Annotated in this window: 17 protein-coding genes; 1 reads left to right on the top strand and 16 read right to left on the bottom strand. The window is 36.9% G+C overall.

Annotated features, from left to right (window positions below; all coding sequences use genetic code 11):
• The first annotated feature begins 273 nt into the window (after positions 1–273).
• Positions 274–1242, top strand: coding sequence for a dihydrodipicolinate synthase family protein (locus tag ACXAC4_RS08125; RefSeq protein WP_475160484.1), 969 nt, complete (start codon positions 274–276; stop codon positions 1240–1242).
• A 120-nt stretch (positions 1243–1362) separates the two neighbouring features.
• Here ACXAC4_RS08125 and ACXAC4_RS08120 read toward each other — a convergent pair whose 3' ends face one another.
• The 16 genes from ACXAC4_RS08120 to ACXAC4_RS08045 form a co-directional block, all read right to left on the bottom strand.
• Positions 1363–1674, bottom strand: coding sequence for a hypothetical protein (locus ACXAC4_RS08120; protein WP_475160482.1), 312 nt, complete (start codon positions 1672–1674; stop codon positions 1363–1365).
• Positions 1675–1880: 206 nt separating this feature from the next.
• Positions 1881–2798 (bottom strand): SUMF1/EgtB/PvdO family nonheme iron enzyme, encoded by a 918-nt coding sequence (locus tag ACXAC4_RS08115; RefSeq protein WP_475160480.1) that lies wholly within the window; start codon positions 2796–2798, stop codon positions 1881–1883.
• Between the two features lie 5 nt (positions 2799–2803).
• Complete coding sequence (locus tag ACXAC4_RS08110; RefSeq protein WP_475160477.1) at positions 2804–4705, bottom strand: sulfatase-like hydrolase/transferase; 1902 nt, start codon at positions 4703–4705, stop codon at positions 2804–2806.
• A gap of 737 nt (positions 4706–5442) precedes the next feature.
• Positions 5443–6144, bottom strand: a complete 702-nt coding sequence (locus ACXAC4_RS08105) for a hypothetical protein (protein ID WP_475160476.1) — start codon at positions 6142–6144, stop codon at positions 5443–5445.
• Positions 6145–6255: 111 nt separating this feature from the next.
• On the bottom strand, positions 6256–6675 hold the full coding sequence (locus tag ACXAC4_RS08100) for a hypothetical protein (RefSeq protein WP_475160474.1): 420 nt from the start codon (positions 6673–6675) through the stop codon (positions 6256–6258).
• A gap of 102 nt (positions 6676–6777) precedes the next feature.
• Entirely contained in the window at positions 6778–7218 is a 441-nt protein-coding gene (locus ACXAC4_RS08095; RefSeq protein ID WP_475160473.1) for a hypothetical protein, read from the bottom strand.
• A gap of 784 nt (positions 7219–8002) precedes the next feature.
• Positions 8003–8338: a hypothetical protein gene (locus ACXAC4_RS08090; protein WP_475164080.1), complete on the bottom strand. Its 336-nt coding sequence runs from the start codon at positions 8336–8338 to the stop codon at positions 8003–8005.
• Positions 8339–8460: 122 nt separating this feature from the next.
• Positions 8461–8904 (bottom strand): T6SS immunity protein Tdi1 domain-containing protein, encoded by a 444-nt coding sequence (locus ACXAC4_RS08085; RefSeq protein ID WP_475160472.1) that lies wholly within the window; start codon positions 8902–8904, stop codon positions 8461–8463.
• Positions 8905–9020: 116 nt separating this feature from the next.
• Positions 9021–9509, bottom strand: coding sequence for a hypothetical protein (locus ACXAC4_RS08080; RefSeq protein ID WP_475160469.1), 489 nt, complete (start codon positions 9507–9509; stop codon positions 9021–9023).
• Positions 9510–9620: 111 nt separating this feature from the next.
• Positions 9621–10052: a hypothetical protein gene (locus ACXAC4_RS08075; protein ID WP_475160468.1), complete on the bottom strand. Its 432-nt coding sequence runs from the start codon at positions 10050–10052 to the stop codon at positions 9621–9623.
• A 156-nt stretch (positions 10053–10208) separates the two neighbouring features.
• A complete protein-coding gene (locus ACXAC4_RS08070; RefSeq protein WP_475160466.1) occupies positions 10209–10625 on the bottom strand; it encodes a hypothetical protein in 417 nt (138 codons plus the stop codon).
• Positions 10626–10738: 113 nt separating this feature from the next.
• The gene (locus ACXAC4_RS08065; RefSeq protein WP_475160464.1) at positions 10739–11074 is read right to left on the bottom strand and encodes a hypothetical protein; all 336 of its coding nucleotides are present in this window, start codon (positions 11072–11074) and stop codon (positions 10739–10741) included.
• Positions 11075–11163: 89 nt separating this feature from the next.
• On the bottom strand, positions 11164–11625 hold the full coding sequence (locus ACXAC4_RS08060) for a hypothetical protein (protein WP_475160462.1): 462 nt from the start codon (positions 11623–11625) through the stop codon (positions 11164–11166).
• 115 nt (positions 11626–11740) lie between these two features.
• Positions 11741–12127: a hypothetical protein gene (locus ACXAC4_RS08055; protein WP_475160459.1), complete on the bottom strand. Its 387-nt coding sequence runs from the start codon at positions 12125–12127 to the stop codon at positions 11741–11743.
• 1155 nt (positions 12128–13282) lie between these two features.
• Positions 13283–13678, bottom strand: coding sequence for a hypothetical protein (locus ACXAC4_RS08050; RefSeq protein WP_475160457.1), 396 nt, complete (start codon positions 13676–13678; stop codon positions 13283–13285).
• Positions 13679–14495: 817 nt separating this feature from the next.
• Positions 14496–15068 carry a hypothetical protein gene (locus tag ACXAC4_RS08045; RefSeq protein ID WP_475160454.1) on the bottom strand — a complete coding sequence of 191 codons (573 nt, stop codon included), beginning with the start codon at positions 15066–15068 and terminating at the stop codon, positions 14496–14498.
• Between the last annotated feature and the right edge of the window lie 9 nt (positions 15069–15077).

The following is a 15077-nucleotide window of genomic DNA, read 5'->3' as shown; positions in this document are numbered from 1 at the left end:
GAATGCTATCTTTAATCAATGTACCTAATAATGAATATTTAGAAAAGTTTTCTTTCCAAAACACGCAAAAACAACAAGCGCTAACTTTCTGCTTTTATTCATTTTCTTTTAAGTACAGTCGAACGTTAAACATTCTCTAAGTAGGTACTTTGTTCTAAAGAATGAAGTCAATAAAACTCATACTTTGCTGATTGCAATTTAGGTGCTACAATTTAATTGTATATTTTATACGATTTTATTTATGATACGTTTTTTATTCTTTAAGGTATTACGATGGAAACAAACAGTACAGATTGGCGTTATACGGTTATGCCAGCCGTTTTTACATGGCTAAAAGAGTCTGAGTCTGGCGCTTTAGAAATAGATCTAGCAGCAACACAAAAGTATGCTGCAGATATTTTAAGAGCTGAAGGTAAAGCAGGAACCAGAATGGGCGGTTTAGTTGGCTCTGGCACACTTGGCGAAAATAGCTATTTAACGAATGAACAACGCTTATCTTTACTTGCTTCTCTTTCAGAAGTAGCCAAAGAATTTAATGTACCTTTAATTAGTGGTGCTGCGGCAGAAACAAAAGAAGAATTAGCCGAAATCGTAAAAGAGCTCGCAAAAGTTGGCGTTGATACAGTCATGGTTATGCCGCCAAAAACCGAAGCTACACCATCAGATGATGAAATGTATGACTATTACGCGTTATCAGCGTCTGCAGCTAAAGAAGCTGGCGTTACGATCATGCCATATAATAATCCAGATGCTGCTGGCTATCATGCTCTATCAACTTCATTATTAATGAGACTTGCAGCTTTACCAGAGGTAACAGCGCTTAAAATCTCAACCACTGATGTTTCAGTCATTGAAACACTAATGCTAGAAAACAAAGAATTAAAAGTACTAGCAGGTGTAGATACAGTTACTGTACACGCAGGTCTGGCAGGCGCATGCGGTGGTATTACTGGCGTCGGTTGTATCTTCCCTAAAGCAAGCGTTACGATGCAAGAGTATGTAAATAATGGGCAATGGGCAGAAGCGAACAAAATTTCTCAAGCAATGAACTCTATCTCATACCTTGACGCACAACCATTACTTTTAGAGTACTTAAAGTTTGCTTTTGGTGTTCACCATAACGATGCGGAAGGCGGTTTACGCACACTTGGAAAGAAACTGACTCAAGAACAAATTGAAGATGTTAGAGCAAGATACTCGCTGGCTAAAGAAAGACTTGAATTGCTTGGTTTAGCTGAGTAAACCTTATCGAAGTAAATCAATAGCTCCATTTACGGAGCTTTTGATTTACCAAAATGCTACGAAAAAATAAGCAAAATGGAAATAACTACTCAAGGAATCCATAAGAATCCTCAACAAATTTTAGCTTATAAATTTAGCTATCAAACCGAAAACACTCAACAACAATCCACTTAGAAATAAATAGTTCAACGTACTAGATTTTAGTAATATGGGCGTAGTTACTTCTGATAAGAGAAATTTTAAAGGCAAATAGAAAGCCTTAGGGTTAAGCCCCAAGCAGAATATTGAAATTGCAGCGCCTATTGATATTGCTAAATCACTTACTGAGCTATTGGTTGCAATAAACCCTAAAAAACCAGAAATAAAGAATATAAAACTGATACAACAACATAAAATTAAAACTAGCTTATCCTTAAATGGTAAGTTTCCCACTCTATTCTCCATAATAAAAAATTTAATAAGTTTGAGCTTGGTTTGCGCCAGATAAGTTTCACTAAATTGATTTTATATTTTCATTTCCTCAATCAAATATCGAGCCAGCTCTGAATTCTATAAATAATTAGATGCTAGGAGCAAATCTAAAATTAGTAGTCTGAAGGAGCAAACTTTGTATTCAAAAATTCAGTTACTTGTTGTGTTTAATCTGTTGAATCGATATCTCTTACTGTTCTAAATCCAACATGGCTTGTACCTAAACCAATTTCTTGTGGTTGTCTTGCTGATGGTCGATATCTAGCACACGCATTTTTTGCACATAAATGCGAACCACCTTTGATTGTATAATGATTGCTGCCATCTTTGTTATAGGGGTCCGTTGTCCATTCCCAAACATTGCCGATCATATCGTATAAACCGGCCGAACTTGCAGCAAAACTCATCACTGGAGCTGTGGCTAAATAACCATCCTCCAGCGTGTTATTATGAGGAAATATTCCATGCCAAATATTTGCTTTAGGCGTGTCATCATTGTTGACTGAATCTTGTTGATTAAATTTAGCTGCATACTCCCATTCTTTTTCACTTGGTAGACGTCTTCCAAGCCACTTTGCGTATGCTTGAGCGTCTTTTAACGCGATGTGAGTCACAGGGTGTTTAGATTGTTTAGGCACAGACGAAAAATCACCTCTTGGATTTTGCCAACTTGCTTGCTGATTAAACGTCCAATACCCACTTTCAAATGCTGTAGGAAACACATAAATAGCAGAGCCTGGTTGAAAAAATGAATCAGGTGCACTTGGATAATCACTTCGTGAGGGACCAGTTTCAGCTAATGTCTGATAACCTGTTTCTTTAACAAAATCGGCAAATTGTCCGATAGTGACCTCATGGCTGTCTATACAAAACCCCTCTACAAATACCTGTTGTTTAGGCAACTCTTCAGTATAGTGTTCATCTGAACCTTGACTAAAATACCCCGACGTTAAACAAACCTCAGAATAAGCATAAGGTTGGTTTACAGGAGCTTCACTGCAACCAACTAAACTAATTAAGGTAGAAATCAGTAACGTAGTTAATTTTGAGTTTAAAAACTGATTTTGAATTAATCTCTTTTCCATAGCCATTATTCTTTTGGTTGGCTTTTTAAGCTATTTAAGATGTTTTCAAGTTCGGTCAAGATTGAACTTGCGTCATTACTTCCTAAAATCAAATCTGACGTTTCTGCTGGATCTAGTTGTAAATCATAAAGTACTTTTGAGCTATCTTGATTTTCTATTAGCTTATAACGGGCATTTCGAATAGTAAAAGCATCATCAGTTTGTGAAAAAATATGCGTTCTGCTTTCGCCGCCGGATTGTTTGAGTAACTGCGTAAAAGATTGACTGTTATTTATAGAAGCTACATTTTGCCCAGCAATATCTAAAATAGTACTGTAAAAATCAGTACCATTTATAAGCGCTGTCTCTCTCTGTGCTATACGCTCAACCCCCTTACCCGCGACTATCATTGGTACTCTAATGCCACCTTCGTTTATCGAGCCCTTAGCGCCACTCAAAGGTGCATTTCGGTCTCTTACTGTACCCGGCGTACCATTATCACCAATAAATAAAATAACTGTATTTTCTAAGGTTTCAGTGCCTAAGCTTGAAATCAAGCGGCCAATTTCAGCATCTAGCGCTTCAATAGCAGCCAAGTAGTAAGCTCTCGAATTTGCTTCGATATCTTCTTCGGTGCCTGACAGTTTTCTGTTGTGTAAATCACTAGGCGGTAAATGAAATGGGGTATGCGGCGCGTTATATGCCATCCATAAAAACCACGGGGTTTCATCAGACAGACTATCTAACCAGTTAATTGCCCTATTTGTAAACTCAGTCGTGGTGTAAGTGGTCATATCTATCATTTGGCCATTTTCAATCAAAGGCCAATCATAATAGTCTTGTACGCCACCACTTCTAAGCCCTGCAAAATAATCAATACCTGATTGATTAGGGTCACTAAAAGCATCCCCTAAATGCCACTTGCCTATTAAAGCAGTTGCATACTCTTGCGTTATAGCATCACCTTTAAGTTGTTCATGTAGCGTTGTTTCGCTCAAATCTAATACGTCACCTGGAGAAAGTACTTGAGTTTGAATACCATATTTACCCGTTAACAGAGTTGCCCGAGTAGGTGAACACACAGGGTTTACCCATAAGTTTTCAAATACTAAACCTCTTTGTGCAAGTGCATTCAAATTTGGCGTATTTGGTACATCAGAAGAAAGTGAATATTGTGCTGAAGCATCTTGCCCCATGTCATCAGCAATGAGCAGTAGAATATTGACAGGTTTAGTCGCAACTTGATCAGTGTCGTTTATTTTTAAATTGAAAGAAGTTGATGTGCTTTCATTATGAATATCAGTGGCAACAATAGTGACAATAACATTCCCCTTCACTATTGGCGTCCCAGAGATGCTGTTATCTGTAACCTCTAAACCAATATCACTATTAGATAAGACTATCTCATATTTAATTTCATCATCATTGACATCAATAAAATGAGTGTCATTTAGTGGTAGTTGCCACATAAATTGGCTACCAACAGTTAAAGATTGATTGTCAAAATCCTGTTTAAGCTCTGGCGGTGAGTTTACTGTAAGTGTAAATTCATAAGATATTGACAATTTACTGGGATCTGTCGCAGTTATAACGACTTTATATGTACCAGACTCTGGGGATTCTGCGTTGATAACCCCATTAACTAACGTTAGCCAAGGTGCACTCGGTGTTACCTCGATTTCATATGATAATTCATCACCATCAGAGTCAGTAAATAAAGGAGAGCTGCCGTCAATATTTAAATTGATAGTATTTGCTTTCAGCGTAAAAACATCACCAATTGGCGAATTTACAACTGGGGCTTGATTAGTATTCACCACATCGGAGGTATCTCCTGTATTATCACTATCGCCTCCACAACCTAATAACGAAAAACTGAAAGCTATTATACTCAAAGCTTTTTTTTTATTAAGCAGACCGTAAAGCATATCAATTCCAATTATTTTAATTTCTGATATAAAGATACTCAAAAAAATTAAAAACAACCATTGTTTGACAAGTAAAGTTATGTAAAGTCTAAACAGTATGGCCGAGGTCAAAAGTATTAAGTCATTTTATTGATGTGCTAATAACAAGGTTATAGACTCATAATTCAAATACATATGAATCATATAAAAGCAAAGCCCTGCTTATTACTATGCTAAATATATTATTTAATTATCAAAATGTACTCGCCCCGAAAAATTGCAAAGAGAACAATATTTCAAAGAAGCGTTTTTCATAACACAGAAATAAATTGAAGCTTTAGATCCTAAGGAGTCATAGTCAGCAAAGGGATTGCTGTTCAAAAAAAACACCCAACCGTTTTGTTGTTAATGCTTTTTAGCTATTTTTCACTGATCGTTTCAGCTTAATATTAAATGAATATTAGGAGTAAGCCGCATCAAGTGATTGCAACCAAACCAACCACATAAGGGCTAGTAAATATTGAATAAAATTTTAGAACAAAGCAATAAGTCTGCTAAAGTGGCCCATCTTACAGCATTGATAACCGACAAAACTTTATTTAAGTGAAAACACCTGCCGGCATGTTCCCTTAACCTTGGCACTGAAATATCAAATATGACTTTACAGCTAATGTCTTGTTAGGTGGCAAAATAATAGTTGGCTAAAATTAGCGACGAAGGAGCAAAAGCCAACTGTTTTTGTTCTTTTAAACGACTTCTTAAGCAGATTTTTCACCAATAAAGTTTTTAAGTTCTTCACCAAACTGTGTTAATCGCATGTTTACAAAATTAGGCCCACCCATGCTTCTGCCTGCTTTGTGGGGAAGGTCTACTATTTTATCTGTTATTAGGTCTTGCATTAATCTATCTACGATATGCCTTTTACTAAATAAATCATCAAAGCTCTTTAGATCTTGAAAGAAAAATTCTTGTCGCTCTTCTGATAATTGAATTGAGGTATCAAATGTTGGTAACTGAGAAAAATAACGGATTAACCTTAAGTGTAATGAGGTTAGTTTTGCTATTGAACTAAGATACATTGCAACTATGGCTTCATCTAAATCCTGCTTTAAAGCTACAGTAATTAATCCATTCTTTATTGCTTCTATAACTTCGACTTCAGAGGTTCTTAGTACTATATCACTGGAACGAATTATTGCTGTCAAAAACCTATTGTCTTCAGATAGCTTGACAAGGTTGGCATTGTGATTGGTTACAAGAGAGTTAACAACGTTTGTAAGTTCAGAAAGCCATAATTGAGTCCTCTTCTCTTGCGGTGGGGTTACGACTGAGGCTAATATCTCTGTAAGAGGACCTCCGATAACAGGCACGCCACTTGTTACCGCTTTGGCTAACCGATGAACTTTATCTTCAACAGGTTCAATATTTGGGGAATACTTTTCGATATCTATATTATCCATAACTTTCTGTCTGCTTAACGTCGCAAATAAACGGCTAAAAATAGTTGGCTAAGATTTGTGAGGTACGAACAAAGCCAACTGTTTTTTGTCCGCACTTTTTAATTTGCATTGTTATATGGTTTTATTGCAATCTGACTTTCGTAAACTTAATAGACCCATCGATTTGTTAGGTTCAATACTTACGAGATCAGCTTCAATTTTTGTGTACTTCTCAAATTTGCTTAATGTTACTCGATTAGTACAGATATATTCTTTTACCTTGCTTTTATAATAACTTTTTCTCGATTCAAACTGTTCTTCATCGGTCGGCATATCAAAAAAGTTTATATTTAATACTATAAAATAAGAGCCTCGAAATAATCTCGTTAAGACTGAGCGCTCAGGTTCTTCTGAGGTTAAATCTATTATATGACTTTTCACTGTTTCTTCAGTATTCTCGGATTCTATATTGCCATAGACAACTGCCACAATTATGCCAATTGCAACCAACGATGCTCTGATAAGGAAATTTTTATCAGAATCTAACTTCATACTCATATCTTTCAAACCATATAACGCCTTAATAAACCGCGAAAAATAGCAGGCTAAACTAAGCGAAGAATGAGCGCAAGCCTGCTGTTTTGCGTTCACGGTTTAATTGCCGGTTACAACGATGTCGCACTTATAGCCGCCTACTTCACTCTCTAAAGTATCACTGTTATACACTGTGTATTTACCAGAAACTGTGAATATTTTTTCATTGTAACCACTATACTCCCAGCGAAAACCTGTGGTTTCGGAGTTTAAGCTCAACACTTTTGTTGATTTCAGCTCAGAAGGTGACATTAAACTATTCATTTCCTCAGGAGCACCACCAACTACCAGAAATAACCACGTCTTATCTGATTCTCGAAATATAGCTAACTCATCAAATGAGCTCTCACCCAGAGAAATAGAAATACTATCTTTGAAGCTGATTTCACTAGGATTGCAGTTAAAATGCTTAGGTGACTCAACCCAAACTGTTTCAGGAGCCTCGCTTTCTTGTGACCCTAAAGAAGCAAATGGGCTCAATAAAAGTAAAAGTATTCTCAAAATTTTCCTAGGCAACTAACGCTTAGCTAACAGGCAAAATTGAACAAGCTAAAATCGAGCGAAGCGACGAGCTTATTTAATTTTGTCCTAGTTTAGCGCCTTGTTATGCGTTTACACACCGCTTTTAAAGCGCTTGCGCCTGCACCAGCGAGCTAAACTTTTATTTATAAAAACACTCACCAAACCAAAAATTGCAAAGAAGCGTTCGACTGGTGAATGATGACTCTGGCCACAGCTTAAATTGAAAAACGAAAAGCCAAGACCAGCTTAAAATTTGATTACGCCACTGTACCTAAAAGCTGATTTGAAGAAAAGACTTGAGGAAAAAACCGATTTAGATTCAGTTAATTGAAATGACGCATAACGCCTCAGTTAAAAGGCAAAATTTAGTTAGCTATAATGTGAAGCAGAGCGAAACCAGCCAACTGAATTTTGTCCGCTTTTAAACTGTTTGTTAGCTGCCAAAGCTTAAACAGCCTTTAATGACAACCGACATGTACCCAATTTATTTTTATGTAAGTACTTTAACTAATTAAAGAAAACCTCCAAACATCTGCGTTTGGTTTTTGTACTTTAGTAAGTTGAACACCAGCCAAATGAAACACCAAAACAAACCAATATTTGAGAAAATAGTACTGGGCGTACGCCCTTAAACCTTGGCACTGAGATGGCGAGTATGGATTGGCTGCTAACGCTTGCCGTAAACGGCACAAAATAGCAGGCTAAAATTGGCGACGAAGGAGCACAAGCCTGCTGTTTTGTGTCCTTTGGTTTAACGGCTTTGTTAGCTGTACTTTACTAGAACTTCTTTAGTAAACCGATAAAAACAAACTGCAGCTAATAACGTAAAAATCGAAGGTATAAGAAATACAAGCACCTCAATTAATCCATGTTCTTCAGAACTTTCTACAATTGAACGAGCTACAAATGAAGAGAGAATTGTAGCCAAAATTGAGACTTTTACTCCTTTGGCATGCTTACTTTTAGTAACTTTATCAAGCTTACCAAATGCAACAAGCACTATAAAAAGAGCCACTAGATAAGTCAGAGTATCCACTATCATCACTGCGAACTCAGCCAGTGACATCTCATACATATTCTTGATAATTTCTGCGAACATTTCCACTACTCAGGTTTTCCTTGTACAGCTAACGCTTGCCGTAAACGGCACAAAATAGCAGGCTAAAATTTGCGACGAAGGAGCACAGCCTGCTGTTTTGTGTCCTTTGTTTAACGGCCTTGTTAGCTTTCGCTTACACCAACTTGTTGTGCCACTTGACCTGTTAGGGAAAAATGAACCTCAATATCAGTTGGTTCAATATTTTCAATTTTATACTCACCACCCAACAGCCAAGGTTTTGTTAAGCTATAAATTTGGTTGTGTGATAATGATTTACCTGACTCTATTAAATCACCTACCATTTGAACTGCAAAGTATTCTATAACGAACTCTTTATCAGCTAACAACTCATTGAAGTCTTCAGGTGTCTCTGCTACTTGTGAGAACTCACCGCCTCCTGAATCAAGCCACCAAACTTGGCCATTATTTACATTTTGAACAAATGCATCACCGGAAGCTGAAAGCAATATAGGTAAATATTCTCCACCCAATAACCACTCCCATTCAGATAACAGAGTGTCACGTTCAAGGTGCGAGAAATTTACCGTTAAGTCATTTAATGTCATCTGCACTTCCTAGAAAGCTAACGCCTTAATAAACGGCGGAAAATAGCAGGCTAAACTAAGCGAAGAATGAGCGCAAGCCTGCTGTTTAATTAATTTGTTAGGTTTATTTTTGCATACTAGTTTTTTATAACATACCAATTATCAAATAAGTGCTCTAAACATTGTACTTTTGGTAAACACACATCTTTGGGGTTAATATTCTTACCTAAAGCGTAAGCACCTTCACCAATTCCGTACTCACTTTTAAAGGAAAAAGCTTTTCGTAATATCCAAGCCTCACCCTCTTTTTGAAGCCAAAGTGAATTAAAGCCATTTTCTTTATATGGAACTACAATTCTGCTTAAATCTGGGTTGGAGACTTCTTTATATTTGGCACCTGCAGCAACCCAAGCTAGTGAAACTTCGGTTTCTGCAGAGGTTTGTACCCACTGTATTGAAACATAACCTTCTTGCTCGGTTGCCCTTATAGCTTTTACAAAACTTTTTGAATTCAAAAACACATAAACTACATGCTGCAATTTGCTTTCAGGCCAGTATGGGACTGTTTTCAGTATTACAAAGCAAATTATTAAAGAGAAACTTAAATGTAAAAGCGGCTTCTTCATAAACCTAACGCCTCAGTTAAAAGGCAAAATTTGGTTGGCTATAATGTGAAGCGGAGCGAAACCAGCCAACTGAATTTTGTCCGCTTTTAAACTGTTTGTTATATGCCATTTTCACTTATTCCTAAAAGTAGTATCTAGAGGCAAGTAGAATTCATCGTCCCAACTACCATCAATTAATTTGATGTGAATTACAGGTTGTTTGAAAGTTTCTATCTCCTTAACTTCTTCAACTTCAGAGTTATACAACTTTCGAAATGTACGCCTAACACCAAAAACCATTTCACCTTCGTGCCAGTACAACTTCACACACGAGGTAGAGCCTTCGAAAGGTACGGCCATTACAACCACTTTTTCTAGGTCCAAGTTATCTTTATCAAAAGGATGCCCAAAACTATTGATATGTCGCTCAAAACGTTTTCTTCTCTTAGTGCTTCGGTTCAAAGCCCAAGTGAATACTAAAACCAAATAAATCGCTAAAAAAAGCAAAATTGACAATGCCGAAACGCCAATGAATATAAACAGTATAATCGCAAAGACATGCAAAGAAACTATCCATAGACTGCGTTTCGAATTGAATTTAAATTTCGGGTACTTAATTATCATTGGCATATAACGCTTCATTCAGAGGCAAATAATAGTTGGCTAAAATAGCGACGCAGGAGCAAAGCCAACTGTTATTTGTCCTGCTGCAATGACTTGTTAGGTATTTTTTTGCCTATAAGCTAGATCTGGGTAAATAAAATACGCTAATACAAAGCCAAAACCTGCAGCGCCAAAAAATACAATTGGCATTAATGTATTGCTGGGCAAACCAATTGCTAAGTGGTAAACCAAGCCAGTTGCACCAGTACTTAAACCAAACGCAATCATCATAAAAACTGTATTAACGTAATTGCCAATAAATTCAAAAAAAGATGAGCGCGCAGTTTTAAACAGCTTGTTAACTATTGCTAAAATTGGCGGCGCGAACAAACCAAATAAAGCAACAGAAATTAAAGTATTTGAGTTCATTTCAGGACCAAAAGCTTTCTCTATAATTACGAATGGTTGAACAACTCCAAGGGCCATACCAATTAAGATCCCGAACCAATCACTATGATGTAAACTTTTCTGCATAAATACCTAACGCCCGCATAATGGGCGGATTAGCTTGGCTAAAATTAGCGAAGAATGAGCGCCAGCCAAGCGTAAGACGTCCATTATTGATGCGCTTGTTAGGTATACTTCACTCAATCGAGCCAGCGTTTGGGCATGTTTTTACCCAATAACAAACAGTAAACCCCATCTTTAAACGTCCATTTTTTATATTTGCAAATCAACCAAATGATCAAAGCGACGCTAACAAGAAAGTTAAATAGCATTATGAATAAAACTAAATAATCGAAACTATCTAAACCAGAATTAGGTTGGCCTGGTGCACTCATATCAACGCCTAAAAGATCTGCTATTAGGCTCAAAAGGAAATATGTTGGTAAAGCAGACAAGACAACAGCCAGCATTACCAAAAGAGTTCCATAAATATGGTATCTAATTTTTATTCTCGAAAAATCAGCAATAGTCACCATGTATACCTAACGCCGCAAATAAACGGCTAAAAATAGTGGGCTATAATTTGTGAGGAACGAACAAAGCCCACTGTTTTTTGTCCGCACTTTTAATTTGCTTTGTTATATTGCGATTTACACAATACATTTTTATTATCGCCACTACCATACAGCTTTAACCTTTCTGTACCACCTGTTTTTTCAAAAAACTCTTGTAATGTAATTTCCTTTTGCTCGTAGCTCATTAGCTGCCAGAAACCGTAAAAACCTTTGAACCAAAAGTAATAGAACACAGTTCCGACAGCTAATAGCAAATATACCGATTTACATACTTTTCGTTTGTACCGTATGCCGCAATACAAAAACCAAATGCAGCTAAATATCGCCAGTATGAAAAATGCAGAGAAAGGAGTTATTAAAGTATCAGAGTTACTCCAAATAGAGCTTAAACAAGTGATATTTCTGCCTGTCACTATTGAAAAGATCAAAGTAATCTTAAAAAAGAAATACAACAACACGGTAATGAACACCGCATATAAGATGCCACTTTCCCTGCTTTCTTTTGTATTCAAAGTTTGACCTTACAAAGCAATATAACGCCTTAATAAACGGCGAAAAATAGCAGGCTAAACTAAGCGAAGAATGAGCGCAAGCCTGCTGTTTTGCGTCCATAGTTTAATTAATTTGTTATGTGGCAATAGCACCTTTTTGATGCCACTTTATACCAATCGCTGTACCGATAATAGCTGAAAGTATTGATAACGGTAATTCTATGTAAATTGTAGGCAGATATAGCTGTTGAACTAAAATATACAAAACCAAACTGCCAAGCAAAAAGCTTACAACGAAAACAAATATAGAATATAACCAAGCTTTACAAGCTTGACGCTTAGCCATGAGCGTATATAAGCCCGCACCTAGAAAAAAGTTTGGTAGTAAACTATAGGAAACATACTCTCTCAATGACTGTTGAGCTAGGTTATTAGTGCCGATTAGAAGAGTGATTACCGTATTTAAAGTTGTAAGTACAACAAACATTAAAAGCGTATATTTGAGAACTCTCGATATTTCCAATTTTCACCATGCCACATAACGCCCGATTAACGGGTAAAAAATTGTGGGCTAAAATTGAGCGAAGCGAATAGCCCGCAAGTTTTTTATCCCTGTTTAATTGCTTGTTATGCGTTGACACACCACTTTCAAAGCGCTTTTGCCTGCACCAACGAGCTAAACTTTATTTATAAAAACACTCACCGAACCAAAAATTGCAAAGAAGCGCTCTACTGGTGAATGACCTTTCTGGTCACAGCTTAAATTTAAAAAACGAAAAGCCAACACCAACTTAAAACTTAATTACGCCACTGTACCTAAAAGCTGATTTGAAGAAAAGACTCGAAGCAAAAAACCGTTTTAAAGACAGCGATTTAAAGGGACGCATAACGCCGTTGTAACCGGCAAAAAATTGTTGGCTAAAATGTGAAGTGAAGCGCAACAGCCAACAGTTTTTTGTCCGCGTTGACGACCTTGTTATGCGTTGACACTCAAAATTAAAAGCGCTTGCGCATGCACCAATAAGCCAAACTTAAAATTAAAAAACACTCACCAAACTCAAAATTGCAAAGAAGCGTTCGACTGGTGAATGACCTTTCTGGTCACAGCTTAAATTGAAAAACGAAAAGCCAAGACCAACTTAAAATTTGATTACGCCACTGTACCTAAAAGCTAATTTGAAGAAAAGGCTTGAAGTAAAAACCGTTTTAAAGACAGCGATTTAAAGTGACGCATAACGCTTAGCTAACAGGCAAAATTGAATAAGCTAAAATCGAGCGAAGCGACGAGCTTATTTAATTTTGTCCTAGTTTAGCGCCTTGTTATGCGTTTACACACCGCTTTTAAAGCGCTTGCGCCTGCACCAGCGAGCTAAACTTTTATTTATAAAAAAACTCACCAAGCTCAAAATTGCAAAGAAGCGTTCGACTGGTGAATGACATTTCTGGTCACAGCTTAAATTGAAAAACGAAAAGCCAAGACCAACTTAAAATTTGATTACGCAACTGTACCTAAAAGCTGATTTGAAGAAAAGACTTGAGGAAAAAACCGATTTAGATTCAGTTAATTGAAATGACGCATAACGCCTTACTAATGGGCGAAAAATGCTTGGCTAAAATTAGCGACGAAGGAGCACAAGCCAAGCGTTTTGCGTCCTTTTGAGTAACTTGTTAGGTAACATTACCACACAGCGTATTGATAATTTACATACCCAGAAATTGTTGATACTTGGCATATACCGAGCTTTTTACCAACTATAAAACTCTCAAATGCACCTTCTAGCAATTTGTAATCAGTATTAATTTCTAGAGACTTTAAAATATCTGATGCCTCTTTAAGATGAACCTGTACTACTCCTTTTTCAGAATAAGATACTCCCTGAGGAGCAAAACCCCGAGAAGGCTCCCGTTCTATGACTACATAACCAGAAGGTAACTCAACACCACATGACTCTTTAAAAACAACTTCCAAAGGCTCAGGATCAGATGGAATAAATGCAGCTATAAAAACAAATGCCACAAACAGTAATGGTGGGATTACGGTTATGTATACAACAATTTTAAAAATTTGATACATGCTCGACCATGACAATTACCTAACGCCGTTGTAACCGGCAAAAAATTGTTGGCTAAAATGTGAAGCGAAGCGTAACAGCCAACAGTTTTTTGTCCGCGTTGACGACCTTGTTATGCGTTGACACACAAATTTAGAAGCGCTTGCGCCTGCACCAATAAGCCAAACTTAAAATTTAAAAACACTCACCAAACCAAAAATTGCAAAGAAGCGTTCGACTGGTGAATGACATTTCTGGTCACAGCTTAAATTAAAAAATGAAAAGCCAAGACCAGCTAAAAACTTGATTACGCCACTGTACCTAAAAGCTGATTTGAAGGAAATACTTGAAGTAAAAACCGTTTTAAAGACAGCTATTTAAAGTGACGCATAACGCCCGATTAACGGGTAAAAATTGTGGGCTAAAATTGAGCGAAGCGAATAGCCCGCAAGTTTTTTATCCCTGTTTAATTGCTTGTTATGCGTTGACGCACCGCTTTCAAAGCGCTTGCGCCTGCACCAATAAGCCAAACTTAAAATTTAAAAACACTCACCAAACCAAAAATTGCAAAGAAGCGTTCGACTGGTGAATGACATTTCTGGTCACAGCTTAAATTGAAAAATGAAAAGCCAAGACCAACTAAAAACTTTATTACGCCACTGTACCTAAAAGCTGATTTGAAGAAAAGACTTGAGACAAAAACTGTACTAAAGACAGCGATTTAAAGTGACGCATAACGCCGCAAATAAACGGCAAAAATTAGTTGGCTATAATTTGTGAGGTACGAACAAAGCCAACTGATTTTTGTCCGCACTTTTTAATTTGCATTGTTATGCAGCACTATATCGTAGATTTTGCGAAATTCATTGCCGAATTATTTTGCTTTTCTGAAAGGAGAGCCCGTAACTTATCAGCACTTTCGAGTGCATCTTGGTATAAACCAAGGTCAGATTCATCTACATCTGTTGATTTTGGGTATAAAATAAATATTGATTCATACCAGCCCAATGCTTTTATTAAATCTTTTTTCTTATATTTATCGTCAGAATAAGCAAAAACCAGATGCTTCCGAGCTTCTAAATCACCTTTAGCGGCTGCATCCTTCCAATTTTTCACGGCTTTACTTCTATCTTGCGTAACTCCTAAGCCTTGATAAGTTAAGAAGGTTATAGTGCTAAGCGCCATAGCCTTAATACTTTCTTCACCCTCATACTTAACGGGTGAATCAATAACAAAATTCCAGTGTGCAGCAGCTACAGAATAAACTTCATTTCTATACGCAGCTGTTCCCATATAAAACTGGCATTCTATATCCGTATACTTTAACTCTTCTAGATACTTGACCCTGCACTCTTCAGAAGTCGATGAAAAGCTAATCAACAATAAGAATATTACACCTAATCTAACGAACAACTCAGAGCT

This window comes from Pseudoalteromonas sp. AWM4_233, assembly GCF_056158285.1.
This window is presented reverse-complemented; position numbering and strand designations above follow the sequence as displayed.